Consider the following 25,992-nt stretch of genomic DNA (forward strand, 5'->3'; position numbering starts at 1 on the left):
GCAGTCTTAAGTTAAAGAGCGACTCTTTAAGTAGGCTGCAAAATCAGCAGAGACCTCCGGGTGGCGCAATGCAAATTCCACCGACGCTTTGAGATAGCCCAACTTGCTACCGCAGTCATAACGTACGCCATCATATTCATAAGCAAATACTGGCTCTTCCTTAAGCAAGGTTGCAATCGCATCGGTGAGTTGGATCTCGCCACCAGCGCCAGGCTTGAGATTGCGGATGTGTTTAAAGATTTCTGAGGAGAGCACATAACGACCAACCACAGCGAGGTTGGAAGGCGCATCTTGAGGTTGAGGCTTTTCGACAATGCCATTGAGGCGGTAGATGCCCTTGGCCACTTCTGAGCCGGCGACGATGCCATAAGAACTACTTTTTGCTGGATCAATTTTTTCAACTGCAATGACAGAGCCGTTTTGCTCATTAAAGACTTTGAGCATTTGCTTGAGGACTGGAGGCTGACCATCTAATAAGTCATCAGCCAAAATGATAGCGAAGGGTTCATCCCGAACGAGTTTTTCTGCACACAATACGGCATGACCTAAACCTAGTGCTTCAGGTTGACGGACGTATACGCAGTCAACATGGCTAGGTTTCACGTTACGCACGATGTCTAGTAGCGCTTGTTTATTTTTAGCCTCGAGCTCTGCTTCGAGCTCATACGCTTTATCAAAGTGATCTTCAATGGCACGCTTGCTGCGACCAGTGACAAAAATCATTTCAGTAATGCCAGCGGCAATCGCTTCTTCTACTGCGTATTGAATCAGTGGCTTGTCGACCACATTGAGCATCTCTTTTGGGCTTGCCTTGGTGGCTGGCAAGAAACGGGTACCAAGACCGGCAACAGGGAAGACGGCTTTTGTAACGGCTTTAGTAGTCAATGGCATGGGATATCCGATCTTTATTGAAGACGCTCTAATTGTGCAACAAGCTTCTCATGATTTTGTTCAAATCCAGCAAGGCGCTGTTTTTCTTGGGCCACAACCTCGGCAGGGGCGCGAGCCACAAAGCTTTCATTTCCCAATTTACCGCGGGCTTTAGTGATTTCATTAGCAAGGCGTTCAATTTCCTTACCAAGTCGAATACGCTCAGCCGCCACGTCCACTTCGATTTTGAGTAAGAGCTTGATATCGCCAACCAATGCAATTGGTGCGCCAGGCGCATCTTTTTCGAGGGCGGATTCATCGCTATAGATTTTGACTTCAGCGAGCTTGGCTAATGCGAGTAAGTAAGGAGTCGCTTTTTGTAAGAAGACTTCTGGACCATAAATCCACAGCGGCACTTTTTGCCCTGGGGGTACCTGCATTTCGCCGCGAAGATTTCTGCAGGCATCCACAATCGCTTTCACTTGGGCAACCCACGCTTCACTTTGCTCATCAATCTTTTCAGGCTGAGCAACAGGGTAGGGTTGCAAGGCGATGGTTTGCTGACTTTGTTTTGCTAATTCCTTGCCAGACTTTGGTCCAACGGTTTGCCAAAGTGTTTCAGTGATAAACGGAATGAGTGGATGCGCCATACGCAAGATGGTTTCTAGCACGCGTAGCAAGGTCCGACGAGTTGCGCGTTGCTGCGCTGGTGTGCCGGTTTGGAGTTGTACCTTGGCAAGCTCTAGGTACCAATCGCAATACTCATCCCAGACAAATTGATAGATGCTGCTAGCAATATTGTCAAAGCGATAGTTCTGGAAGCCTTTTGCTACCTCGGCTTCCGTTCTCTGTAGTTGGGACACAATCCAGCGGTCTGCTGGTGAGAAATCTAAATAGCCTTCTGGGCCGCATTGGTTATCACAAGGCGCTAAGCCATTGTCTTCATCACCACCAGGGCAGTTCATCAGTACAAAACGCGTTGCATTCCAAAGCTTGTTACAGAAGTTGCGATAGCCTTCGCAGCGCTTCTGGTCAAAGTTAATGTTGCGACCGAGCGAGGCAAGGGATGCAAAAGTAAAACGTAAAGCATCAGTACCAAATGCTGGAATACCTTCCGGAAACTCTTTCTTGGTTTTCTTGCTAATGCTTTCTGCTTGCTTGGGATTCATGAGGCCTGTAGTGCGCTTACCTATTAGGTCTTCAATCTGGATGCCATCGATCAAATCAATTGGATCCAAAGTGTTGCCTTTGGACTTACTCATCTTTTGACCTTCTGCATCACGCACTAAGCCATGAACATAGACGGTATGGAAAGGCACCTTGCCGGTGAAGTGGCAAGTCATCATGACCATGCGCGCCACCCAAAAGAAGATGATGTCAAAGCCAGTTACTAATACGGATGATGGCAAGAAGTGATTGAGAGCAGCTGTTTCTTCTGGCCAGCCTAGTGAACTAAAGGGCACAAGGGCGGAGCTAAACCAGGTATCCAACACATCTGCATCGCGATTGAGTTTGCCTGTGTAGCCTGCAGCAGCAGCCTTCGCTTTGGCCTCATCTTCTGAGCGTGCCACAAAAATCTGTCCATCATCACCATACCAAGCCGGGATTTGATGGCCCCACCAGAGTTGGCGAGAGATACACCAGTCTTGAATATTGGCTAACCACTGGGTGTAAGTATTAATCCAGTTTTCTGGAACCAGTTTGATATCACCTTTGGTTACCGCATCCAATGCAGCACCGGCAATCGATGAGCCAGGTTGATATTGGTTATCTGGACTGGGTTTAGACATCGCCACAAACCACTGGTCAGTGAGCATGGGCTCAATAATGGTTTGGGTGCGATCACCACGGGGCACCATCAGTTTATGTGGCTGAACTTTTTCTAATAAACCAGCAGCATCTAAATCGGCCACGATTTGTTTACGAGCAGCAAAGCGCTCCATGCCTTGATAGGCGGCAGGAGCATTCTCATTAATCTTGGCATCCAAGGTGAAGATGTTGATGAGCGGTAATTGGTGACGTTGTCCAACTGCGTAGTCATTAAAGTCATGCGCTGGAGTAACCTTCACTACACCAGTACCAAAGTTCAAATCTACATAGTCATCGGCAATAATCGGAATTTGACGATCACATAAAGGCAAATTCACTGATTTGCCAATGAGGTGTTTGTAGCGTTCATCTTCTGGGTTGATCATGACTGCTACGTCACCTAGTAAGGTTTCTGGGCGGGTAGTAGCAACGGTCAAGCGGCCTGAGCCATCAGCCAAGGGATAGTGGATGTGCCACATGGAGCCATCTTCTTCTTCACTCACCACCTCTAAATCGGAGACTGCCGTTCCCAATACAGGATCCCAGTTCACCAAACGCTTGCCGCGATAAATTAAACCTTGTTCATGGAGGCGCACAAACACTTCAACCACTGCTTTGGACATTTTGCTGTCCATCGTGAAATATTCTTTTCCCCAATCAATCGAAGCACCGAGGCGACGAATTTGACGAGTGATGGTGTTACCAGAAGTTTCTTTCCACTCCCATACCTTTTCTAAAAACTTCTCGCGACCTAAGTCGTGGCGTGACACTTTTTGCGCATCGAGTTGCCGTTCAACAACAATTTGAGTGGCAATACCAGCATGGTCGGTTCCTGGAACCCACAAGGTATTGTTGCCAGACATGCGGGCATGACGCACCAAGCCATCCATGATGGTTTGGTTAAAGGCATGACCCATATGCAGGGTGCCGGTCACATTGGGTGGTGGCAGCTGAATCGAAAAATTGTCTTTGCCCTCATCCATGCTGGCATCAGCAATGCCTCGGCGTTCCCACTCTGGTCCCCAGTAAGCTTCGATTGGGGCGGGTTCATAGGATTTGGCCAGTTCGTCAACTGAACCGGCTACTGGTGAATTAGGGGTATTTGAGGCGTTTGGCATAAGAGGCAAATTATAATTGGGCTGATGTACTCAGACTTGCTCGCGAACCTCAATCCAGAACAGCGCGAGGCAGTGACCCTCCCGCCTGTTAGCCCAGATGGCCAAGCCCAATCAGCCTTAATTTTGGCTGGCGCTGGTAGCGGTAAGACGCGTGTACTGACAACCCGTATAGCTTGGTTGATCCAGACCGGTCAGGTTTCTCCCATTGGTGTGCTGGCAGTTACCTTTACGAATAAAGCAGCTAAAGAGATGATGGTGCGTTTGAGCGCCATGTTGCCCATCAATACTCGGGGAATGTGGATTGGCACCTTCCATGGTCTTTGTAACCGTTTATTACGAGCTCACCATAAAGAAGCGGGCTTGCCGTCCACCTTCCAGATATTGGATACCCAAGATCAACTTTCAGCGATTAAGCGTCTTTTGAAGGGCTTAAAGGTAGATGATGAAAAGTATCCACCCAAGCAATTGCAGTATTTCATTGCGCATGCCAAAGAGCGCGGTCAACGCGCCAAGGATTTATCGGTAGGCGATGACTTTCAGGCGAAGATGGCGCAGCTCTATGCCGCTTATGATGAGCAGTGTCAGCGTGAGGGTGTGGTTGATTTTGCGGAACTACTCTTACGTAGCTATGAATTACTAAAGCATAGCGAACCTATTCGTACGCATTATCAAGAACGTTTTCGTCACATCTTGATTGATGAGTTTCAAGATACCAACGCCTTGCAATACGCTTGGCTTAAATTGCTCTCCGGACATGATGCTAGTCGAGTCAATGTGAGTGGCATGGGTAGTAGTTCTGTCTTTGCGGTGGGTGACGATGATCAAAGTATCTATGCCTTCCGTGGTGCCGATGTCGAGAACATGCGCCTCTATGAAAAGCAATTTCACCCTTTATTGGTCAAGCTCGAGCAAAACTATCGCTCACACGGCCACATTCTCGATACTGCGAATCACCTGATTGCAAATAACTCTGAGCGTCTTGGTAAAAATCTGCGGACTGATGCAGGACATGGCGAGCCAGTCCGTATTTATGAAGCCCCCAGCGATCATGCTGAAGCCGCATGGTTGGTAGATGAAATCAAGGCGCTGATCAATAGCGGGATCAAGCGTACAGAGGTAGCATTGCTGTATCGAAGTAATGCACAGTCACGCATTATTGAGCACGCTTTGTTCTCGGCAGCGATTCCTTATCGAGTTTATGGTGGTCTACGCTTCTTCGAGCGCGCTGAAATTAAACATGCACTCGCTTATCTCCGCTTGCTTGAGAATCCGAACGATGACACCTCATTTTCTCGGGTGGTGAATTTCCCAACCAGGGGAATTGGTGCAAGATCGATTGAAGCCTTACAAGATGCGGCAAGAGCGCAGCAATGTTCTTTGTATTTGGCCGCTTCGTCTCTTGAAGGTAAGGCCGGCGCTTCCTTGGGTGGTTTCATTCGCTTAGTCGATCATATGCGCGAAGCAACCCGTCATAACACCCTGCCTGAAACGGTGGAGTTTGTGATCCAGCACAGTGGCTTGATTCAACATTATTTATCTGAACGCGAAGGACAAGATCGTGTTGAAAACTTACAAGAATTAATCAACGCCGCTACTGCCTTCATTGCGGAAGAAGGCTATGGTCAAGATGCTGCCGCTGCGATGCTACCCGGTGAAAATGCGCCTGGTGTTGTAGATATTTCTCCCTTGGCTGCGTTTTTATCTCATGCTTCATTAGAGGCAGGTGATAACCAAGCTCAAGCAGGTCAAGATGCGGTGCAATTGATGACAGTGCACTCTGCCAAAGGCTTAGAGTTCACCTCGGTCTTTATTACCGGTCTTGAGGAAGGCTTGTTCCCTCATGAGAACAGCATTAACGAGCACAATGGTCTCGAAGAAGAGCGTCGTTTGATGTATGTGGCAATTACTCGTGCTAAAGAGCGCTTATATTTGTCTCACACCCAATCGCGAATGTTGCATGGTCAGGTACGTTACAACATGCCCTCCCGTTTTTTAGAGGAGCTACCCTCTGACTCACTGAAATGGTTAACGCCTAAAGCAAAAGATGCGCGCTGGGGCGGTAGCTCCAGATCAGGCTCGACTTGGCAAGACGGCTATACCCGTCAACGTGAATATGAGTCTAATGATTTCTTTGATTCCGGCAACGATCAACGGCGACCTGTGAAGCGGGTAGGCTCAGCTTCAATGGAAGTGAAGCGCTTAGCATCACCGCCGCGTGGAGATTATCCATTTAAGATTGGACAGAATGTATTTCACACTAAATTTGGTGAAGGTCGCGTGACTGGTTTAGAGGGCGTTGATGCAGATGCTCGTGCGCAAGTGAGCTTTAAGCGTCACGGTGTGAAGTGGTTACAACTCAGTATTGCCAAGCTTGCTGCGATTGATTGATGAATCTTAGTCTGTAAAACGAAGTTTATAAAACCTACAGAATGACTTCATCTTCAGTGAAGCACGCTTTCCAGGTGGCATAGAAAGAGCAGTGCATGAGTGTTAGGCCTGCCATAGAAATGGGGGCCACGAGGAAGGATGCCGCTTGACCAAAATCTAAGGCATCAAACAGTATGCCAATCGTCAAAGGAATGGCAATCAACACGACACTCCAAATGGAGAGGTAGAAAAAGAAAGCTCCTTTATTTGTCCAACAGGCAAGCCAACTAGAAAAAAGCGCTTGAGAAACCGACATATCTGCCCAAGCCACTAAGACAGGGGAAAACCACATCAACATCGCTATAGGGATATATAAGATAGCGCCAAACAAAAGTACTAAATAGATTTGACGCAGTGCTTCGGGCGTAATGACGGTGTCACTCGTCAAGAGAGGTATGAGCATTTCAAAATCGACTAAGAGACTTAAGACAAAGCTGAGTAATAAGATTAGAGCCGCATAAATTAATCCCAACTGCAGTATCCGTTTACGAATCAGTTCTCCTGATTGAAGTGCTACCAAATACACAGTAGGACGAATACGCTCCTTTTGAATTGCTTGGCGACAAGCTGTCATGAAACCAACTGACAAAGTGGGCGTTAAAAGCAATACTGCAAACACCCCAATCACCGGGATGATGACGGCGAGTTGTGCGGCGAAGATATACATAAAGACCAGCATTAAAAAGCCCAAGGGATTTTGCTTAAAAAGCCAAATCCCTTGTCTGATCCAGGTATAACCCTCTTTTGGGGCGACAGTGTTTAGTTTCATAAGGAGCGACGGCTGAGAAGAATGCGTTCAAAGTGACTTGGGTCGTGAGGGGTGAGCATCTGCGCATTGCGCGGTAAATAAAAATCCCAGAGGCGAGAGACCCAGAAACGCAGTGCCGCAGCGCGCATCATGAGGGGCCAGCTAGCTTGCTCTTCTTTGGTGAGGGGGCGTATAGCTTGATAGGCTTGCAGCAGGGCATCACAGCGCGTCAGGTCAAGATCTTGTTTATTGTCAGCTAGACACCAATCATTTACGGTCACAGCAAGATCAAATAACCACTTATCGGTACCGGCGAAATAAAAATCAAAGAAACCACCGAGTTGATCCTCGTGAGGATCGTTGCTGCTATTGGGATCGAAGAGCACGTTATCTCTAAAGAGATCGCAATGGCTGGCACCTTGTGGAAGTGCATCGTAGTTGCTGGAAGCAAAAAATGCTTCTTGCGTAGCAAGTTCATTTGTCAGCAAACCTTTTTGGGATGAATTGACATGCGGCAACACTAAAGGAATGGTTTGTTGCCACCAGCCAAGGCTCCGCAGATTTTCTTGTGAATGAGGAAAATCTTTGCCAGCTAAATGCATCTTGGCTAACATCTCACCAACCAGGGCGCAGTGTTTTGCTGCGGGTTGCAGTCTAGATACGCCCGGTAATTTACTGACGATGGCTGCAGGCTTACCTTTTAGAGAGAAAAGAATTTCTCCCTGATGATTTTCAATTGGCTTGGGTACTGGGATGCCCTTGTTTGCCAAGTGGCGCATTAACTCTAAGTAGTAGGGGAGTTGCTCGGCGGACAATCTTTCAAAAATAGTGAGAACGTATTCTTGCTTTCTACCATTTTGGATCGTATCTAAAAAGAAATTGGAATTTTCAATCCCACCATGAATGCCGCGAATATCGGTGGCTTCACCAATATTGAAATGTTGAGAAATCCAAGGAGAGATCTCACTCAATTCAATAGGTGTGAATACAGCCATAAAGCAGTAACTATGCTTTCAATTCTTTACTTAATGGGAATGCTAATACTAGGTACGCTTAAGAGACCGCCTTCACCAGATGGGGGTCCAGGCATAACAGAGTCAGGTGGAGACATCTCATAAGTGGTGTATTTGGTTTTCACTTGCACTTGAGTTGGGCTGTTAGCGTCTTTGTACTCAATGATTTCAGTACCAGTAGACTCTTTGTGCTGAAAACTGGGTTTGCGACTTTCTGGGCTACCCAAGACTCCCCCTGGACTCACCGCAGGAGCAAGCGGCTGGTTGTTGATTCGGTTGAGCTCAGATTGGCTGAGGGCTTGGCTGGTATTCTGAGCTAATGCCGATCCTGCTCCAAATAGGCTAAAAGCTAGCAAAAAGCTGATTAAAGCAGGGCTTTGGCTGAGGTTATGGCTAATTAAGTTTGTTAGAGCATGCATCATTTTCACCTTTTTTGGCCTACTCTCGGGTGGTTCTTTAACCAGACCTGTAGGCAATTCATAACTAGATTGTACGATTGCGGTATGACTAAACATAGACTCTTGTTGGTAGACGGTTCTAGCTACCTGTATCGCGCCTTTCATGCCATGCCAGACCTTAGAAACGGGGCTGGGGAGCCTACTGGCGCCATCTATGGCATGGTCAATATGATGCGCCGGGCTAGATCTGAGCTCAAGGCTGACCATATCGCCTGCGTCTTTGACGCCAAGGGCAAGACGTTCCGAGATGAAATGTATGCCGAGTACAAAGCCCATCGCTCTCCCATGCCCGAGGATTTGGTGAGGCAAATTGAACCGATTCATGCGATGGTCAAAGCTTTAGGTTGGCCGGTATTGATGGTGTCAGGCGTTGAGGCGGATGATGTGATCGGTACTTTAGCTTGCCAAGCAACCCAAGCAGGTTGGGAAACGATTATCTCTACTGGTGATAAAGATCTAGCCCAGTTAGTCAATCCCTCTGTCACACTTATTAACACGATGACCAATGAAAAGCTGGACATCGAAGGGGTAAAGGAAAAGTTTGGTGTACCTCCTGAACTCATCGTCGACTACTTATCCATCATTGGCGATGCAGTGGATAACGTGCCAGGCGTTCCTAAAGCAGGCCCCAAAACTGCGAACAAATGGTTAGCAGAGTTTGGCAATCTCGATAATTTGATGGCCAACGCTGATCAAGTCAAAGGTGTAGTGGGTGAAAATCTTCGCGCTTCTTTAGAGTGGTTGCCACAAGCACGACAACTCATCACCGTCAAAACGGATTGTGATTTATCTCCTCATTTGCCAGGCTTAGATGATTTGCATGCGAAGTCAGAAGATGCTGCTTTGCTTCGGGAACTATTCGAACGCTATGCCTTTAAGACTTGGTTGCGTGATGTTGAAAAGCAGCTCACCAGCCTAGGAAATGATAGTTCTGAGCCCGCTGCCTTTGATTTGGTGGGTACGCCCATCACCAATACCAGCGCAGAAAATGACTCTAAAAAATCACGAGCTATTGCCACTGCCCCCACTAAAGCGCTCTCGCAAGACACGACAGATCTTCAGGATGCAATTGAGCGTCACTACGAGTGTGTCACTGATGACCTTGCTTTAGAAAAGTGGTTGAAAAAAATTGCAAGCGCGCAACTGACTGCGGTCGATACAGAAACAACCAGCCTAGATGCATTGGCTGCAGAGTTGGTTGGGATTTCTTTATCAGTAAAGCCAGGTGAAGCTTGTTACATTCCAGTTGCGCATCGTAATGGTGAAGTACAACTTAATCGAGATGCTGTGCTTGCTAAATTAAAACCTTGGCTAGAGAGTGCGAGTCATTTCAAGGTAGGGCAAAACTTAAAGTATGACGCGCATATTTTTGCAAACTATGGAATTACTTTAGGCGGCATTACATTTGATACTCTGCTCGAGTCGTATGTGCTGGAGTCACACCTTCCGCACAATATGGATAGTTTGGCTGAACGCCACTTAGGGATGAAAACGATCCGCTATGAAGAGGTGTGTGGCAAAGGGGTTCATCAAATTGGCTTTGACCATGTCGATCTGAAGATTGCTACTGAATATGCGGCAGAGGATGCGGACATTACCTTGCGCCTGCACCACGAGCTTTGGCCACAGATCCAGGAAAGTCCGGGCCTGCTCTATGTGTATGAAAAGATCGAGATGCCTGCCATGCGAGTTCTGGGAATCATGGAGCGTAATGGCATACGAATCGATTCTGCTTTATTGGGTAAACAGGGTCAGCAAGTTGGCAAGCGCCTTTTGGAACTGGAGGGTGAGATTCATCAACTGGCGGGGCAGCCATTCAATATTCAATCACCCAAGCAAATTGCTGAAATCCTCTTTGTACAACTGGAACTGCCAGTGATTAAGAAGACGCCATCAGGCGCACCGTCAACCGACGAGGAAGTTTTGCAGAAATTGGCGGAGGACTATCCATTACCGGCGCGTATCTTGGACTATCGTAGCTTAGCCAAGCTAATGTCGACCTATATTGAAAAGCTACCGCGCATGGCTGACCCTAAAACAGGGCGCGTCCACACCAACTTTTCGCAAGCAACGGCAGTCACCGGGCGTTTGGCATCGAGTGATCCAAACTTGCAAAACATTCCGGTGCGCACAGAAGAGGGTCGTCGCATACGCGAAGCCTTTATAGCGGCTGAGGGCTGCAAATTGTTATCAGCCGACTATTCTCAAATTGAGCTGCGCATCATGGCACATATTGCGGAAGACGAAAATCTCTTGGCAGCCTTTCGTGATGGCAAAGATGTACACCAAGCCACTGCCGCAGAAATTTTTGGTATCCCGCTAGATGATGTCAATTCAGAGCAACGTCGTTATGCCAAGGTCATTAACTTTGGCCTGATCTATGGCATGAGCGCTTTTGGTTTAGCAGGCAATCTGGGGATTGAGCGTTCAGCAGCGCAAAACTATATTGCAAAGTACTTTGATCGTTATCCTGGGGTGGCGCAATATATGGAGCGTACTCGCCTAGAGGCTCGAGAAAATGGTTATGTAGAAACTGTTTTTGGTAGACGCCTCTGGTTGCCGGAAATTAAAGGCTCCAATGGTCCGCGTCGTCAGGGTGCTGAGCGTGCTGCGATTAATGCACCGATGCAAGGAACGGCTGCCGACCTGATTAAGCTTGCCATGATTGCCGTGGAAGACTGGCTTGAAAAGCAACAACTTAAGACGAAGCTGCTATTACAGGTGCATGATGAGTTGGTATTTGACGTTCCCTTGAATGAAATCGATCTGTTGCAGGAAAAGTTACCGGATTTGATGTGCAATGTGGCTCAATTGAAGGTGCCATTGGTCGTTAGTATTGGGATTGGCGATAATTGGGAAGAGGCGCATTAGTAGCGTTAGTAAATAGCTAGGAGATAAACACGATGAGCAATAAGACACTGAATAGTAGAAGAAATTTTATGAAAACCTCGGTCGCCGGCGCTACCGCATTACGTGGTGCTGTCACTACACTGGGTGTTGGCTTTGTAGTTGCCTCTGATCCTGTGATGGCGGCCGCCATTGAGACCGACTTCAAGGGCCTCAAAGCAGGCGAGCAAATGATTCCTATCGGTAACTTCCAGCTACCTGCTTATGTTTCTCGTCCAGAAAATGCAAAAGGCAATTTGCCGATCATCATCGTGGTGAGTGAAATTTTTGGTGTTCATGAATACATTGCTGACGTCACACGTCGTTTTGCAAAGCTTGGATATCTCGCGATTGCCCCTGAGTTTTTTACGCGCGCAGGAGATCCTAATACTTACGGCACCATTGCTGAAATTCAGGCAAATATTGTGGCCAAGACACCCGATGCTCAAGTCTTAAATGATTTGCAGGCTGCCTTAGTATGGGCTGGCAAAAATGGTGGTGATCTGAAGCGAGTCGGTGTAACTGGTTTTTGCTGGGGTGGGCGCATCACTTGGCTATCTGCAACTCTGCCGCAAGTCAAGGCAGGTGTGGCTTGGTATGGAAGAGTGATTGGTGAAAAAACTGAAAATAGCCCACGTCATCCAGTCGATTTGGCTGCGGATTTAAAAGCCCCAGTACTAGGCCTGTATGGTGGCGCTGATACTGGTATCTCTTTGGAGAGTGTTGAGCAAATGCGTGCAGCACTTGCGCAAGCAGCACCGAAAAATCCTGCGGCAAAAGCCTCTCTGATTGAGGTGTATCCCGATACCCCTCATGCCTTCCATGCTGACTATCGCGCAACCTATCGCGAAGGCCCTGCTAAAGATGGTTGGGAGAAATGTCTTGCTTGGTTTAAGAAAATGGGCGTAGCGTAACTCTCAATGACGGTTCTTCAAAGTATTCTTTTGGTGACAGCATTAGCAGGTACTGCTAGCGTTTTGGTCGCCGCCAGTTTTTCAATCGCACTGCTGTCGAAGATGGTCAATAACATGGTCAGCTTGTCGGTTGGTATTCTGCTGGCCACAGCACTCTTACACTCATTACCCGAGGCATTCAATATGCAAGGTACTAACCCCCAGTACTTATTTGCGACTTTGTTGGCTGGGCTTTTGGGATTTTTCTTGCTAGAAAAAATTGCCTTGTTGCGCCATGACCATCATCACGAAGGTGATGGTCACCACCATCATGACGGTCATGATGCGGAGAATGCAGGGCGCAGTGGTTGGATGATTTTGGTAGGTGATGGTATTCATAACTTTGTGGACGGCATTTTGATTGCTGCTGCTTTTATGGCCGACTATCAAGTGGGTATCTTTACGGCGATCGCCATCATTGCTCACGAGATTCCACAAGAGATTGGTGACTTCATTGTGCTTCTCAATGCAGGTTTCTCACGCGCGCGCGCCTTGCTCTACAACTTCATCTGTGGTCTGTCAGCTGTAGTGGGCGGGGTATTGGCCTACTTCTTTTTAGAGAAGGCGCATGCAGCGATGCCGTATTTGCTCGTGATTGCTTCAAGCAGTTTTATTTACATTGCGGTGAGTGATTTAATTCCGCAAATGCACCGTCGCCCACACTGGGCTGAGTCACTGCGTCAAACAGTATTGATTGCCTGCGGCGTAGGATTTGTGATCCTACTCTCGCTCCTGCACTAATTCTAAAAGTTTGTTTTTAAGTTTCGACTGGTCTGCTAGGGTCAGCACACCATTCACTCCAGCTGCCCGCATATAAGCGAGAGCCTTTGAGACCAGCGACTTCCATCGCCAGAAGGTTGTGACATGCAGTAACGCCTGAGCCACATTGGTGAATAACTTCAGCAGGTTTGACAGGGCCTAGTAATTCAACAAAATCTTTAAAGAGTTGCTCTGCGGGTTTAAATGCAGTCGCAGATAAATTGCCTTTGAAGAAATGATTGATTGCGCCAGGGATATGTCCAGCAATGGGGTCTAAAGTTTCGTTTTGACCATGGAAGCGATCGTTAGCTCGCGCATCAATGACCGTAAGTTTCTTGGTTTGTAAGTTGGCCACCACTTCATCTACTAAGGCAAGCCCAACATAGGTTCTTGGCTCAATGGCTTGGGGTGCAGGGTTAGGTTTGCGTGGCACTGTGCCCATAGGGCCATTCCAGGCATCAAGGCCGCCATCTAATACTTGAACCTTCGCATGGCCAGTAGCTTTGAGCATCCACCACAAGCGGCTGGCATAGACCGAGCCCTGCTTATCATAAGCAACTACAAGAGTATTGGAAGTCATGCCTAAACGGGTTTTAGTTTGTGCCCATGCCTCAGGACTTGGCAAAGGGTGTCTGCCATTGCTGCCTGTTTTATTGCCTGACATATCGCGATCAAGATCGACGTAAATCGCACCAGGAATATGGCTCTCTTCATACGCTTTCTTGCCTGACTCTGGATCGGTTAAATCAAAGCGGCAGTCGCAGAGCAAAACATCTTCACCACTATTGATGATTTCTTCTAACTGGTTTGCGGTAATTAGAGGAGTCATGATGTTTCCTATATTGAGGTAGCGAGGAAAGGAGTAAGGGAGTAAAGGAGTAAAGCTACTAATTTAGATTATGCACCTTGAAAATTCATAGCGCGACGGTACCATTCATGAAAATGTTGCATGCCATCTTCCATCGGGCTTTGATAAGGACCAACCTCATTAATGCCACGAGCAAGTAGTGCTGCTCTTCCTTGATCCATGCGCTCTGCGATTTCATCATCCTCGATGCAGGTCTCCATGTAAGCAGCACGTTCGGCTTCCACAAATTCACGCTCGAATAAGGCAATTTCTTCTGGGTAGTAAAACTCAACGATGTTCCGAGTCTTGTTGACACCCATCGGATGCAATGTAGAAACGCACAGAACACCTGGGTACCACTCCACCATCACATTAGGGTAGTAGGTCAGCCAGATCGCCCCATGGCGTGGTGCTTTGCCGTCAAATTGGCGCAGCACGGCTTCGTGCCAATGACGGTAGGTTGGCGATCCCGGGATTTGGAGATCTTTATGAATGCCCACAGTTTGTACGCTATGCCAATCACCAAATTCCCAATGCAAGTCTTCGCATGAAACAAACTTGCCTAAGCCTGGATGAAACGGCACCACGTGGTAATCCTCGAGATATACCTCGATGAAAGTTTTCCAGTTGTAATTGCAATCGTGTACTTCAACATGGTCGAGCAGATAGCCATCAAATTGGAGATCGTCTGCCACACCGAGTTTGGCAAGATCAGCGCGCACATCGCGGGGACCTTCAAACAATAGGCCTTGCCAATTTTGCAAAGGGGACTTGCCAAGATTTAAACAAGGCTTATCTTCAAAGTGCGGTGCACCCAGTAAATTGCCACCTAAGTCGTACGTCCAACGATGCAGGGGGCAAACAATATTTTCAGTTTTACCTTTGCCATTGAGCATCAGTGCTTGGCGATGCCGGCAAACATTGGAAAGCAGTTCAACACTCTCGTTATTGCGAACGAGGATGCGACCTTCATTTTCTGCGCTTAAAGTTTGATAAGAGCCCACTTCAGGCACCATGAGTTCGTGGCCAACATAGCCAGGACCCTGCTTAAAAAGCAGTTCAATTTCTTGCTGATACAAATCAGCATCGAAATATGCCGAAACCGGCAGTTGTAGATTGGACGGCGCAAGCTTCTGCGCGGTAGCCAGATTAGTCATTCTCCCCACCCCCGAAAACGTCAGCCGAAGCTAAGCGGAATAACCAATCCAACCATCGACGGATCGATATTGGAAAGGAAGGGGTCGATTATACCCATCTGAGGGGCATCTCGCTTTAATATGGAGGGCAATCCGTATCGGAAATATGAAGGAACCCGCTTATGTCAGCCAAGAAATCAGAGAGTCAAATACCAGGTCTTGAAATCCAAATCGACCCAGATCTGCGCTATGAGCAAGCTGTAAAAGAGCTTGAAAAGCTCATTTCTGACATGGAGTCTGGCAAATTTTCTCTAGAAGAGACTTTATTGGCCTATCAACGGGGCGCAGCTTTGCTGAAACATTGCCAAGGGGTTCTTGCGCAAGTCGAACAGCAAGTGAGAGTGTTCGAGGCTTAATTGGGTACTCCTTTTCAATTTCAGGCGTGGATTACCGCTCACTCTGAACGCACTGAATCTGCCTTAGATCGTTTGCTTGATTCTGCGCAGGTAACGCCTCAGCGTTTACATGAAGCCATGCGTTATGCAGCACAAGGTGGTGGCAAACGGATTCGTCCTCTATTGGTTTATGCGGCAGGTGAACTGGGTGATCAATCTTCCCAGGAAAAGAATGCGGCATTAGATGCTGCAGCAGTAGCGATCGAATGTATTCATGCATATTCATTAGTACACGATGACTTGCCTTGTATGGATGATGATGACTTGCGCCGCGGTAGACCAACAGTACACAAAGCCTTTGATGAAGCAACTGCATTATTAGTGGGCGATGCTTTGCAAACCCGCGCATTTGAAATTCTGGCTACCGCCCAGTGCGATATGAATAATCGTTTACGCATGATCAGTGGCTTAGCTGCAGCCTCTGGTTCGCGCGGTATGGCGGGTGGTCAGGCTATTGACTTAGAGAGCGTTGGTAAGAAATTGGATCTGGCAGGTTTACAACAAATGCACGCTATGAAGACCGGTGCTTTGCTTTCTTGTGCGGTAGAGCTCGGTGGCATTGCTGCCGATCTCAATGCAAATCAATTGGCCCAACTCCAAAAATACTCAAAAGCCCTGGGTTTGGCTTTCCAAATTGTGGATGATGTGCTGGATGCTACGGCTGATAGCCAAACTCTTGGAAAAACTGCTGGTAAAGATGCAGCCAATGACAAGCCAACCTATGTGACCTTGATGGGTTTAGACTATGCACAGAAACAGGCGAAAGAATTGCAAGAAACCGCCATCAGTAGTTTGGATGGTTTTGGTGATCAAGCGCAAGCCTTAAAAGATTTAGCCCTATTGGTTGTCAATAGAGGCAAATGAGACAAACTAGATTCGATGACTTTGCATTCCGTTAATTCTCCTGACGATTTAAAAACACTTTCTCGCGAAGAGCTGCCTGCTCTTGCCGATGAGTTACGCCAATTTGTTTTGGAATCCGTTTCCAAAACTGGCGGACATTTGTCTTCCAACTTGGGCACAGTAGAGTTATCGATTGCCTTGCATTACGTATTTGATACGCCGCGCGATCGCATCGTGTGGGACGTAGGTCATCAAAGCTATCCACACAAAATTTTGACTGGTCGTCGAGAGCGCATGAGCACTCTGCGTCAATTCAAAGGATTGTCAGGATTTCCTCAGCGTGCTGAAAGCGAGTTTGATGCTTTTGGTACTGGCCACTCATCGACTAGTATTTCTGCAGCAATGGGTATGGCACGTGCTTTTCAAACCAAGGGTGAACGCCAAGTTGCAGTTGCTGTGATGGGTGATAGTGCGATGACGGGCGGCATGGCTTTTGAAGCGATGAATAATGCGGGTGTGTATGACGATTTGCCCCTTGTGGTGATTTTAAATGACAACGATATGTCGATTTCACCAGCAGTGGGTGCGCTTAATCGTCACCTTGCCAGATTGCTCAGTGGCAATATTTACTCAGCAACCAAAAAAGGAATTGATAGCGTGCTATCGATCGCACCCCCACTGCGCGAGTTTGCTAAACGCCTGGAAGATCATGCCAAGGGCATGGTCTCACCATCAACCATCTTCCAAGAATTTGGCTTTAACTACTTTGGCCCGATTGATGGTCATGACTTAGATGCTTTGATTCCCATGTTGCAGAACGTACGCCGCCTAGCGCTCGAGGGAAATGGCCCACAGTTCTTGCACGTGGTGACTAGAAAAGGTCAGGGCTATGAGTTGGCTGAGGCTGATCCAGTGCTGTATCACGGGCCAAGCAAATTTAATCCTAAAGAGGGCGTCAAGAAAGCTGCTGCTAGCAAGAAAACATTCACTCAAGTGTTTGGTGAATGGCTTTGCGATATGGCCCATGCCGATCCTTTGTTGATTGGAATTACACCAGCCATGCGGGAAGGCTCTGGTCTGGTTGAATTTGAAAAGACTTTTCCTAAACGCTATTACGACGTTGGTATTGCTGAACAACATGCAGTGACTTTTGCAGCAGGTATGGCCTGCGAAGGCATGAAGCCAGTGGTGGCGATCTATTCCACTTTCTTACAACGCGCCTACGATCAATTGATTCATGACGTTGCTCTACAAGATTTGCCAGTTTTGTTTGCGCTCGATCGCGCAGGTTTAGTGGGTGCTGATGGCGCAACACATGCCGGTGCGTACGACATTCCATTCTTGCGTTGTATTCCAAATATGTTGGTAATGACGCCAGCAGACGAAGCAGAGTGCCGCGATTTATTGACGACTGCATATCATCAAGCTCACCCTAGTGCCGTGCGTTACCCGCGTGGTTCAGGTGTTGGCACTATTCCTTCAACAGAGCTGCGTACTTTGCCTTTGGGTAAGGGTGAGATTCGTCGTAAATCGAATGCGCCTGCTGGACAGCGTGTGGCGATCTTGGTATTTGGCACTTTGTTGTATGCCGCATTAGAAGTAGCTGAAGGTTTCGATGCGACTGTTGCCAATATGCGTTTTGTAAAGCCACTCGATATTGATCTCATCAAATCATTAGCGGCCGATCATGATTATTTAGTCACCATTGAAGATGGCGCCATTGCTGGTGGCGCTGGGGGCGCTTGCTTGGAAGCGCTCTCCTCATTCGGGATTAACAAGCCCCTATTGCAGTTAGGTCTTCCTGATGAATTTATTGAGCATGGCGACTATCAGCTGCTCATGACTAAGTGTGGCTTGGATGTCGAGGGTATTACAAACTCTATTAAAAAGCGTTTTCCTGCGGTATTAATGGCAAATTCAGCAATTTCAGGCAAATAAGCCCGTTTTGCTTGAAAATAGAGTCATGAATGACATGAACCCCGCCTTTCTGAAAGCTAGTGCAATGCCTGACGTGCAATCCACTTTGGATGTGCGCGCGTTGCCCATTGAGCAAGTCGGTATTCGGGGTGTACGTCATCCACTGATGATTCGCAGCAAGACTGGCAACTTTCCATCGGTTGGTACTTTTGAGATGGATGTGGCATTACCTGCGCATGTCAAGGGCACGCACATGTCTCGTTTCATGGCGCTCTTGCAAAAGCAAGATGCGGCAGTCGATAGCACTACGGTTGTCGCACTCGTAAAAGAGATGTTGCCTTTGTTAGATGCTAAAGAAGGCCATGTGCAATTTACTTATACCCACTTCGTTAAAAAAGCGGCGCCCGTTTCTGGTGTCGAAAGCTTGATGGATTACGAAGTTACTTGGATGGCCACTGCTAAACAAAATACGCAACCTACAGCTAGTGGTACTGATATTGAATTGGTTCTACGCGCACAAGTACCTGTGATGAGTTTATGCCCTTGCTCAAAAGAGATCTCGGAGTTTGGTGCGCACAATCAGCGCTCACATGTCACGATGACGGTGACATTGGATTCCAAAACACAGATGACTGTAGAAGATTTAGTTGCCGCTGCCGAGAGCGAGGCATCTAGTGAACTCTGGGGTTTACTTAAGCGCCCTGACGAGAAGTGGGTGACTGAGCATTCCTACAGTAATCCTAAATTCGTTGAAGACTTAGTGCGTGATGTAGCTGGCAATCTTAAGGCAGATCAGCGTATCCAGTCTTTTGTAGTTGAGGCTGAGAACTTTGAGTCTATCCACAATCACAGTGCATTTGCTCGTATCAGTCATAAGAAGTAAAGCAAGCTAAACCAAATTATTGCTTTGCAAATCCCAACGGGGTTTGATATCAAAGGCTCCAGAAGTTGTGGAGCCATTATTTTTGGCAAGCATGCGTAGTGCACCAGCAAAAGCAATCATTACGCCGTTATCGGTACACAACTCTAGTGGTGGGTAGTGCACCTCAAAACCTTGACGTGTAGCCTTCTCATTTAAAGCGCCACGCAATTGCAAGTTGGCACCAACACCGCCAGCAAGTACTAAATGCTGACAGCCAGTTTGTTTCAGTGCTTTTTCAGATTTACTGACCAAGACTGCGACGATGGCATCAACAAAACTTCTCGCAAGATCCGCATGAAATTGTGCAACCTTAGTAGGATCAGATACTTTTTTCTCTTCAAACTTTTTGACTTGATTCAGAACTGCAGTTTTCAATCCCGAGAATGAGAAATCCAAGTCACCAGAGTGCAGCATCGGTTTTGGTAAATCAAATATTCCGACGCGACCCTGTTCTGCGAGTTTAGAAATAGCTGCACCACCGGGGTAATCAAGACCTAATAATTTGGCAGTTTTATCAAAAGCTTCACCCGCGGCATCGTCTAAGGTTTCACCCAAAAGTTCGTATTGGCCAATACCAGAGACTTTCATGAGTTGGGTATGCCCACCAGAAACCAGGAGGGCGATAAAGGGAAATTGGGGTGCAGTTTGGCCCAAAAGTGGTGAAAGTAGGTGTCCTTCGAGGTGATGAATCCCGATCGAAGGCAAATGGAGGCCTTGGGCGAGGGATTTGGCGAAAGCACTGCCAACCAGTAGGGCGCCCGCTAGGCCCGGACCTTGAGTGAAAGCAACCGCATCAATGTCGGCTAATTTCAGGCCAGATTGGGTCAAAGATTGGTCTAAAAGGGGTAAAACCCGGCGAATATGGTCTCGAGAGGCTAACTCCGGGACTACGCCCCCGTAATCTCGGTGCATGGCGATCTGAGAGTGCAAACCCTGCCCCAGAATGCCTTGGAATGCAGGTTTGCCCTCTTCCCAGGGGGCGGTGTTGTATAAAGCCACCCCGGTTTCGTCACAAGAAGTTTCTATTCCTAAAACAATCATTTTTTGGTTTGGTCGTGCTAGAATCGCAATTCAGTTAATTTTTCGATATTTATCGAGCATATACGAGTTAAATAAGTATGACTACAGTCCGCCTCCGCGAAAACGAACCATTTGAAGTGGCATTGCGCCGTTTCAAGCGCACAATTGAAAAAAATGGTCTTTTGACAGACTTGCGTGCCCGCGAGTTTTACGAGAAGCCAACGGCTGAGCGTAAGCGTAAAAAGGCTGCCGCTGCTAAACGCCATTACAAGCGTATTCGTAGCCAAATGTTGCCGAAGAAGCTTTACTAATAGAATTTAAAGCTCTCTTCACCGAGAAGCTTTGAAACCCGCTGACGGTGAAACGCAGCGGGTTTTTGCTTTTTAAATAGCCAAATAAAACTGGATACATTCAACATCAGAAAGAATCAAATGAGTTTGAAAGATCAAATTACCGAAGATATGAAAAACGCGATGCGCGCTAAAGAGACTGCACGTCTTGGCACCATTCGACTTTTGTTAGCCGCTATCAAACAACGCGAAGTAGATGATCGCATTGTGCTCGATGACGCAGCCATCATTGCAACAATTGAAAAAATGATCAAGCAGCGCAAAGACTCGATCTCTCAATTTGAAAAAGCACAGCGTGATGATTTGGTCGCGGTGGAATCTGCTGAGATGGTCATTCTGCAGGCTTACTTGCCTGCCCAAATGTCCGATGCTGAAGTTGCTGCTGCAGTAGCAGCCGCGGTTGCCTCTACAGGCGCTGCTGGTCCACAGGATATGGGTAAAGTCATTGGCGTACTCAAAGGTCAATTGGCTGGTAAAGCGGATATGGGTAAGGTATCTGGCTTAGTAAAAGCCGCACTCGCAAAATAAGAGAACTCGCTCCATACTCTTAGCCTTATGGCGCTCATTCCACAATCCTTCATTGCCGATCTTTTAAATCGGGTCGACATCGTTGATGTGGTTGGGCAGCACGTAAAGTTAAAAAAAGCAGGCGCAAACTACCAAGGCTTGTGCCCCTTTCATTCAGAGAAGTCCCCCTCATTTTCTGTATCACCAACCAAACAGTTCTATCACTGCTTTGGTTGTGGTGCCCATGGATCTGCCATCAGTTTTCTGATGGAATATTCTGGTCTTGGATATGTTGATGCTATTGAAGAGCTCGCGCGTTCTGCAGGTTTAGATGTACCGCGTGAAGAGCGCACAGCGAATGATGTTGCAAGACAACAGCAGGCGATGGCACTTAGCGAGGTAATGAGTTCTGCAGCTGATTGGTATCGCCAACAACTCAAGGGTAGTACCCGCGCAGTAGAGTATTTAAAAGGGCGCGGTCTGACTGGGGAGATTGCTAAACGATATTCACTCGGCTATGCCCCTGATGGTTGGCAAGGTCTTGAAGCTGTCTTTGGCTCCTACGCCAACGATGAAGTAGCCAAAACTTTAGTGGAAGGCGGCTTACTGATTCAGGGGGGGCAGACTGAAGGCTCCCCTGTGACTAAGCCAGCAGTCAAGCGCTACGATCGTTTTCGGGATCGTGTGATGTTTCCGATTCGGAATCCCAAAGGTCAAACGATTGGCTTTGGTGGTCGTATCTTAGATCAAGGTGAGCCTAAATATTTAAATTCTCCAGAGACACCACTCTTTTCTAAAGGCAATACGCTTTACGGTTTATTTGAGGCAAGACAAGCGATTCGTGCGCAAGAATATGTCTTGGTATGTGAAGGTTATATGGATGTTGTAGCACTGGCGCAATTGGGTTTCCCTAATGCAGTGGCCACGCTGGGTACGGCGTGTACTGCAAACCATGTACGCATGTTATTGCGTCAAACTGACAAAGTTGTTTTTTCATTTGATGGCGACTCTGCTGGTCAACGTGCAGCCCAGCGCGCTCTTGAAGCCTGTCTACCTCTCATGTCTGACGATAAAGAAATTCGTTTCCTATTCTTACCAACTGAGCACGACCCTGATAGTTATGTGCGTGCTTATGGCGCACCTGCTTTTGAAAAAGTCATCAAAGAGGCAATGTCGATCTCCAGCTTCTTCTTTAAGATTGCGAGCGAAGATCACGATCTAACAACTCCGGAAGGTAGAGCCCATACGCATCATGCGGCCAAGCCTTTGCTACTATCCATGCCACCGATTGCGTTGCGTACTCAAATTTTGCGTGAGCTCGCCATTCGAACTAACACCACTCCTGCTGAGTTAGAAGCTTTTTGCGGATTAACGGTAGTGCCTGTTCGACAGACAAGCTATCAGCCTGCTCAGGCAAAGCAAACCCATTATCAAAACAATCAAAGCAATTACTCTAATACCGGCAATCGACAAGGCGCTCCATGGCAAGCCTCTAAAGGCTCTGCAAAGCGAGTGGCGACACAGAATATTGAGCCACCAAAAGCGCCAACCGATTTAGCCGAGCAGATGTTACGTGTGTTAATTCAGTTTCCGCATTTAGGTAAAGCGCTCGATAGCAATCAGCGTGCGCTCGCACTCAAAGCTGCTGAGCAACGATCAGCCAATGCACTCGCATTAATGAAAGATCTTTTATCTCAATGTGATCAAGTGGAATTGATTCCAGGGGAAAACGGAAAATCTGACACAGTAGGCGCTGGGGCATTTGCAATGTTCCAAGATCAACTCTCTCGTAGTGAGCTTGCCTCAATGTATGAAGTACTCAGAAAGCGTGTCATGGATTCTGACTTGGAGCTTGAGGGGGCAGCTGCCGATTTAGACGGGGCCTTTAAGAAACTAGAGCTGATTCACCTCAAACAAGAAATGACCGACATTGCCCAAAAAATCGCTGGCGAGACCGCTAGCGACGAAGATAAAGCCCGATATCGTGAATTGGGTGAAAAGCTGAAATTCTCCTAAGAATTTACTGAAACACCCCTAGAAATACCTGAAAAAATACCCCATATTTTTAGGTAATCAGGGGTTAAAAAAGTCGCAATCGACTATAATCCTCTGTTCCCAAGAAAAAAACGAATTAATTCAGCCACTTGCGCTTTATTTTGAAGAAATTTGGGGTAAGTGAGTAAGTGAGTTACGGGGCTGTGTTTTATCAGTCGAGATCAATAACAGTAATGTGAGTAAGTGCTAATAAATGCCTAATACCAAGACCAAAAAACCAGTTAAAACAGCAAAAGCTCCAGCTAAGCCAGTAAAAGCGCTTGCAAAACCAGCAGCTAAAAAGGCGACCACAAAACCGGTTGCTAAGAAGGTCCCTGCTAAACCAATAAAGGCTGCTGCCAAGCCAGCGGCTAAGAAGGCCACTGCTAAACCAGTAAAGGCTGCTGCCAAGCCAGCTGCCAAGAAAGCACCTGCTAAGCCAGCTGTAAAAGCGAAGACTCCTGTGAAAGCAGCTAAAGCACCAGTGAAAGCTGCTGCAAAGCCAGCCGCAAAGAAAGCACCTGTAAAAGTTCCAGCCAAATCGGTCAAGGTTGCTGCTAAAGCACCAGCTAAGGTTGCAAAGGTAGAGCCAGCTAAAAAAGGCAAGGCTGCACCAGCACCAAAAGTAGAAGAGTTAAAAGGTAAAAAAGCAAAAGGAGCCGAGCTTGCTGCTCCAGTCGTTGAGGAAGAAAAAAAGCGCGGCCGTAAAGCCAAGGCTGAGGCTCCTGCAGATGGCGCTGAACCAGTATTAACGGATCGTCAAAAAGCCCGTGAGCGTAAAGCGAAAGAAAAAGCCCTCTTAAAAGAATTCGCAGCACAACAGTTAGGTACTGAAGAGCAACAAGAATTACGTCGTGCGCGCTTGAAGACTTTGATCAAGATGGGTATGTCCAAGGGTTACTTAACCCATGGCGAGATGAATGACGTGATGTCTGACGAGTTGTCTGATGCTGATGCATTAGAAACCTTGATCAGTTTGTTGAACGACATTGGTATTACTGTTTACGAACAAGCGCCTGATGCTGAAACCTTAATTCTGTCTGACAACACTGCTGCTGCAGCGTCTGAAGAAGAAGCTGAAGAAGAGGCTGAAGCAGCGCTCTCTACAGTAGATTCAGAGTTCGGTCGTACCACTGATCCAGTCCGTATGTATATGCGTGAGATGGGCACGGTAGATTTGTTGACTCGCGAAGGCGAGATCGTCATTGCCAAGAAGATTGAGGCTGGCCTCAAAGACATGGTGATGGCTTTAGCTGCTTGCCCTGTCACGATTGCAGAGATTCTGAGCAACGTGGATAAGATTGCTTCCGGCGAAATGGAAATCGATCAGTTCGTTGATGGCTTGGTAGATCCTAATGCGGAAGATATCAAACTGGGACCAGAAGAGCCAGAGATTGATCCTGATGCTGAAGAAGGTGAAGAGGAAGGTGAAGACGAAGGTGGTGGCGGTGGCGCTGCAACTGCGAATGCTAAACAGCTTGAAGAGTTAAAGCAAATCTCCCTAGAGAAGTTTGCAATTGTTCGCACGCAAGCTGACAAGATGCGTCGTGCTTTTGATAAAGATGGTTATAACTGCCCGGCCTATATCAAGGCACAAGATGCAATTCGTGCAGAGTTACTGGGTTTCCGTTTAACGGCGAAGAGTGTTGAGAAGTTATGTGACACGATGCGCTCACAAGTAGATCAAGTGTGGAAACTAGAGCGTGGCATTGTTAACTTGTTGGTAGATAAAGTTGGCGTTAATCGTGGTGAAGTATTAAAAGATTTCCCTAAGATGTCGATGAATCTTACTTGGACTGACAAGTTACTCAAAGAGAGCAAGCCCTATAGTGCTCTCTTACAACGGAACGTACCAGCGATTCAGGAACTTCAACAGAAGTTGATTGATATTCAGAAGAATGTGGTTATCCCACTTCCTGAATTAAAAGAAGTGAATAAGCAAATGATTGCGGGCGAGAAGCGTGCGCGTGAAGCAAAACGTGAGATGACCGTAGCCAACTTACGCTTGGTGATCTCGATTGCTAAGAAATACACCAACCGTGGTTTGCAGTTTTTGGATTTGATTCAAGAAGGCAACATTGGTTTGATGAAAGCGGTAGATAAATTTGAATACCGTCGTGGTTATAAGTTCTCCACTTATGCAACTTGGTGGATTCGTCAGGCGATTACTCGCTCTATTGCTGATCAAGCGCGTACGATCCGTATTCCAGTTCACATGATTGAGACCATCAATAAGATGAACCGTATCAGCCGTCAAATCTTGCAAGAAACTGGTCATGAGCCAGATGCTGCAACCTTGGCACTGAAGATGGAAATCCCAGAAGACAAGATTCGTAAGATCATGAAGATTGCAAAAGAGCCAATCTCTATGGAAACACCGATCGGTGACGACGAAGATTCTCATTTGGGTGACTTCATTGAAGATGGCAACACCTTGGCTCCAGCTGAAGCAGCATTGCATGACTCGATGCGCGATGTAGTGAAAGATGTTCTTGATTCACTGACACCACGCGAAGCAAAAGTATTGCGTATGCGCTTTGGTGTTGAGATGAGTACAGATCACACGCTCGAAGAAGTAGGTAAACAGTTTGACGTAACCCGTGAGCGTATTCGTCAGATCGAAGCAAAGGCCTTGAGAAAAATGCGTCACCCAAGCCGCAGCGATAAACTCAAGACTTTCCTCGAGGAGGATTGATCGAAGGATTAACGGGCCTATAGCTCAGTTGGTTAGAGCAGAGGACTCATAATCCTTTGGTCCCAGGTTCAAGTCCTGGTGGGCCCACCAGTAACATCAAGGTACGTACCGGACACATGCTTTACGTCCGGTACCGACCACATGGTTTACACCTTTACCAATCACATCCCCAATACTTTGGGACCAAATGGGTTTTCTAGGGCTTGTACCCTTGAAGACTCCATA

Annotated in this window: 20 protein-coding genes and 1 tRNA gene; 13 read left to right on the forward strand and 8 right to left on the reverse strand. The window is 47.3% G+C overall.

The genetic code is table 11. The features are described 5' to 3' along the window. Positions 1-6 precede the first annotated feature (6 nt). Positions 7-891, reverse strand: coding sequence for a UTP--glucose-1-phosphate uridylyltransferase GalU (gene galU, locus VC178_RS10230; RefSeq protein ID WP_216178311.1), 885 nt, complete (start codon positions 889-891; stop codon positions 7-9). A 14-nt stretch (positions 892-905) separates the two neighbouring features. After that, the gene (locus VC178_RS10235) at positions 906-3,797 is read right to left on the reverse strand and encodes a valine--tRNA ligase (protein WP_323482453.1); all 2,892 of its coding nucleotides are present in this window, start codon (positions 3,795-3,797) and stop codon (positions 906-908) included. A gap of 24 nt (positions 3,798-3,821) precedes the next feature. On the opposite strand from VC178_RS10235, the gene VC178_RS10240 reads away from it, so the two are divergent. Continuing rightward, positions 3,822-6,185: a UvrD-helicase domain-containing protein gene (locus tag VC178_RS10240; RefSeq protein ID WP_323482454.1), complete on the forward strand. Its 2,364-nt coding sequence runs from the start codon at positions 3,822-3,824 to the stop codon at positions 6,183-6,185. A 34-nt stretch (positions 6,186-6,219) separates the two neighbouring features. On the opposite strand, the gene VC178_RS10245 is transcribed toward VC178_RS10240, so the two are convergent. From VC178_RS10245 to VC178_RS10255, 3 genes are read right to left on the reverse strand one after another with little or no spacing between them, the layout of a single operon-like run. Beyond that, the gene (locus tag VC178_RS10245) at positions 6,220-6,993 is read right to left on the reverse strand and encodes a BPSS1780 family membrane protein (protein ID WP_323482455.1); all 774 of its coding nucleotides are present in this window, start codon (positions 6,991-6,993) and stop codon (positions 6,220-6,222) included. After that, the gene (locus VC178_RS10250) at positions 6,990-7,967 is read right to left on the reverse strand and encodes a homoserine kinase (protein ID WP_323482456.1); all 978 of its coding nucleotides are present in this window, start codon (positions 7,965-7,967) and stop codon (positions 6,990-6,992) included. Before VC178_RS10250 ends, VC178_RS10245 begins: the two co-directional genes overlap by 4 nt. 26 nt (positions 7,968-7,993) lie before the next feature. After that, on the reverse strand, positions 7,994-8,407 hold the full coding sequence (locus tag VC178_RS10255) for a hypothetical protein (RefSeq protein ID WP_215318774.1): 414 nt from the start codon (positions 8,405-8,407) through the stop codon (positions 7,994-7,996). An 81-nt stretch (positions 8,408-8,488) separates the two neighbouring features. On the opposite strand from VC178_RS10255, the gene polA reads away from it, so the two are divergent. The 3 genes from polA to VC178_RS10270 all read left to right on the forward strand — a co-directional run bounded on the left by polA (position 8,489) and on the right by VC178_RS10270 (position 13,023). Then, entirely contained in the window at positions 8,489-11,314 is a 2,826-nt protein-coding gene (gene polA / locus VC178_RS10260) for a DNA polymerase I (protein ID WP_323482457.1), read from the forward strand. 68 nt (positions 11,315-11,382) lie between these two features. Beyond that, positions 11,383-12,243 carry a dienelactone hydrolase family protein gene (locus VC178_RS10265; protein WP_251369983.1) on the forward strand — a complete coding sequence of 287 codons (861 nt, stop codon included), beginning with the start codon at positions 11,383-11,385 and terminating at the stop codon, positions 12,241-12,243. A 6-nt stretch (positions 12,244-12,249) separates the two neighbouring features. Then, positions 12,250-13,023 carry a ZIP family metal transporter gene (locus VC178_RS10270; RefSeq protein WP_216178304.1) on the forward strand — a complete coding sequence of 258 codons (774 nt, stop codon included), beginning with the start codon at positions 12,250-12,252 and terminating at the stop codon, positions 13,021-13,023. Positions 13,024-13,039: 16 nt separating this feature from the next. Here the strand turns inward: VC178_RS10270 and VC178_RS10275 are convergent, their stop codons facing one another. Further along, positions 13,040-13,870, reverse strand: coding sequence for a sulfurtransferase (locus VC178_RS10275; RefSeq protein WP_323482458.1), 831 nt, complete (start codon positions 13,868-13,870; stop codon positions 13,040-13,042). A 68-nt stretch (positions 13,871-13,938) separates the two neighbouring features. Next, positions 13,939-15,045: an aromatic ring-hydroxylating oxygenase subunit alpha gene (locus VC178_RS10280; RefSeq protein ID WP_215295701.1), complete on the reverse strand. Its 1,107-nt coding sequence runs from the start codon at positions 15,043-15,045 to the stop codon at positions 13,939-13,941. 161 nt (positions 15,046-15,206) lie between these two features. Between VC178_RS10280 and xseB the strand changes: the two genes are divergently transcribed. The 4 genes from xseB to folE2 are packed head-to-tail and all read left to right on the forward strand — an operon-like array spanning position 15,207 to position 19,122. Beyond that, positions 15,207-15,440, forward strand: coding sequence for an exodeoxyribonuclease VII small subunit (gene xseB / locus VC178_RS10285; protein WP_323482459.1), 234 nt, complete (start codon positions 15,207-15,209; stop codon positions 15,438-15,440). Next, positions 15,441-16,343, forward strand: a complete 903-nt coding sequence (locus VC178_RS10290; RefSeq protein ID WP_323482460.1) for a farnesyl diphosphate synthase — start codon at positions 15,441-15,443, stop codon at positions 16,341-16,343. Positions 16,344-16,358: 15 nt separating this feature from the next. Then, the gene (dxs, locus tag VC178_RS10295) at positions 16,359-18,260 is read left to right on the forward strand and encodes a 1-deoxy-D-xylulose-5-phosphate synthase (RefSeq protein WP_323482461.1); all 1,902 of its coding nucleotides are present in this window, start codon (positions 16,359-16,361) and stop codon (positions 18,258-18,260) included. Positions 18,261-18,285: 25 nt separating this feature from the next. Next, the gene (gene folE2, locus VC178_RS10300; RefSeq protein WP_215295697.1) at positions 18,286-19,122 is read left to right on the forward strand and encodes a GTP cyclohydrolase FolE2; all 837 of its coding nucleotides are present in this window, start codon (positions 18,286-18,288) and stop codon (positions 19,120-19,122) included. A gap of 6 nt (positions 19,123-19,128) precedes the next feature. On the opposite strand, the gene tsaD is transcribed toward folE2, so the two are convergent. Beyond that, a complete protein-coding gene (tsaD, locus tag VC178_RS10305) occupies positions 19,129-20,202 on the reverse strand; it encodes a tRNA (adenosine(37)-N6)-threonylcarbamoyltransferase complex transferase subunit TsaD (RefSeq protein WP_323482462.1) in 1,074 nt (357 codons plus the stop codon). Between the two features lie 77 nt (positions 20,203-20,279). On the opposite strand from tsaD, the gene rpsU reads away from it, so the two are divergent. From rpsU to VC178_RS10330, 5 genes are all read left to right on the forward strand, one after another. Further along, complete coding sequence (rpsU, locus tag VC178_RS10310; RefSeq protein WP_011903537.1) at positions 20,280-20,492, forward strand: 30S ribosomal protein S21; 213 nt, start codon at positions 20,280-20,282, stop codon at positions 20,490-20,492. 120 nt (positions 20,493-20,612) lie between these two features. Next, a complete protein-coding gene (locus VC178_RS10315; protein ID WP_215318755.1) occupies positions 20,613-21,059 on the forward strand; it encodes a GatB/YqeY domain-containing protein in 447 nt (148 codons plus the stop codon). 27 nt (positions 21,060-21,086) lie between these two features. Next, positions 21,087-23,054: a DNA primase gene (dnaG, locus tag VC178_RS10320; RefSeq protein WP_323482463.1), complete on the forward strand. Its 1,968-nt coding sequence runs from the start codon at positions 21,087-21,089 to the stop codon at positions 23,052-23,054. A gap of 232 nt (positions 23,055-23,286) precedes the next feature. After that, the gene (gene rpoD, locus VC178_RS10325) at positions 23,287-25,767 is read left to right on the forward strand and encodes an RNA polymerase sigma factor RpoD (protein ID WP_323482464.1); all 2,481 of its coding nucleotides are present in this window, start codon (positions 23,287-23,289) and stop codon (positions 25,765-25,767) included. Between the two features lie 13 nt (positions 25,768-25,780). Continuing rightward, a tRNA-Ile gene (locus tag VC178_RS10330) sits at positions 25,781-25,857 on the forward strand. The last annotated feature ends 135 nt before the right edge of the window (positions 25,858-25,992 follow it).

This window comes from Polynucleobacter sp. AP-Sanab-80-C2 (assembly GCF_035012965.1).
In the GTDB taxonomy this organism is placed as follows: Bacteria; Pseudomonadota; Gammaproteobacteria; order Burkholderiales; family Burkholderiaceae; genus Polynucleobacter.

What these genes read in the sequence shown, in the direction of transcription:
- VC178_RS10265 (WP_251369983.1), top strand. Translation starts at nt 11,383, where the DNA reads ATGAAAACCTCGGTCGCCGGCGCTACCGCATTACGTGGTGCTGTCACT.
- VC178_RS10245 (WP_323482455.1), bottom strand. Translation starts at nt 6,993, where the DNA reads ATGAAACTAAACACTGTCGCCCCAAAAGAGGGTTATACCTGGATCAGA.
- VC178_RS10235 (WP_323482453.1), bottom strand. Translation starts at nt 3,797, where the DNA reads ATGCCAAACGCCTCAAATACCCCTAATTCACCAGTAGCCGGTTCAGTT.
- VC178_RS10250 (WP_323482456.1), bottom strand. Translation starts at nt 7,967, where the DNA reads ATGGCTGTATTCACACCTATTGAATTGAGTGAGATCTCTCCTTGGATT.
- xseB (WP_323482459.1), top strand. Translation starts at nt 15,207, where the DNA reads ATGTCAGCCAAGAAATCAGAGAGTCAAATACCAGGTCTTGAAATCCAA.
- tsaD (WP_323482462.1), bottom strand. Translation starts at nt 20,202, where the DNA reads ATGATTGTTTTAGGAATAGAAACTTCTTGTGACGAAACCGGGGTGGCT.
- VC178_RS10315 (WP_215318755.1), top strand. Translation starts at nt 20,613, where the DNA reads ATGAGTTTGAAAGATCAAATTACCGAAGATATGAAAAACGCGATGCGC.
- VC178_RS10275 (WP_323482458.1), bottom strand. Translation starts at nt 13,870, where the DNA reads ATGACTCCTCTAATTACCGCAAACCAGTTAGAAGAAATCATCAATAGT.
- dnaG (WP_323482463.1), top strand. Translation starts at nt 21,087, where the DNA reads ATGGCGCTCATTCCACAATCCTTCATTGCCGATCTTTTAAATCGGGTC.
- VC178_RS10240 (WP_323482454.1), top strand. Translation starts at nt 3,822, where the DNA reads ATGTACTCAGACTTGCTCGCGAACCTCAATCCAGAACAGCGCGAGGCA.
- rpsU (WP_011903537.1), top strand. Translation starts at nt 20,280, where the DNA reads ATGACTACAGTCCGCCTCCGCGAAAACGAACCATTTGAAGTGGCATTG.
- galU (WP_216178311.1), bottom strand. Translation starts at nt 891, where the DNA reads ATGCCATTGACTACTAAAGCCGTTACAAAAGCCGTCTTCCCTGTTGCC.
- VC178_RS10280 (WP_215295701.1), bottom strand. Translation starts at nt 15,045, where the DNA reads ATGACTAATCTGGCTACCGCGCAGAAGCTTGCGCCGTCCAATCTACAA.
- dxs (WP_323482461.1), top strand. Translation starts at nt 16,359, where the DNA reads ATGACTTTGCATTCCGTTAATTCTCCTGACGATTTAAAAACACTTTCT.
- polA (WP_323482457.1), top strand. Translation starts at nt 8,489, where the DNA reads ATGACTAAACATAGACTCTTGTTGGTAGACGGTTCTAGCTACCTGTAT.
- VC178_RS10270 (WP_216178304.1), top strand. Translation starts at nt 12,250, where the DNA reads ATGACGGTTCTTCAAAGTATTCTTTTGGTGACAGCATTAGCAGGTACT.
- folE2 (WP_215295697.1), top strand. Translation starts at nt 18,286, where the DNA reads ATGAATGACATGAACCCCGCCTTTCTGAAAGCTAGTGCAATGCCTGAC.
- VC178_RS10255 (WP_215318774.1), bottom strand. Translation starts at nt 8,407, where the DNA reads ATGATGCATGCTCTAACAAACTTAATTAGCCATAACCTCAGCCAAAGC.
- rpoD (WP_323482464.1), top strand. Translation starts at nt 23,287, where the DNA reads ATGCCTAATACCAAGACCAAAAAACCAGTTAAAACAGCAAAAGCTCCA.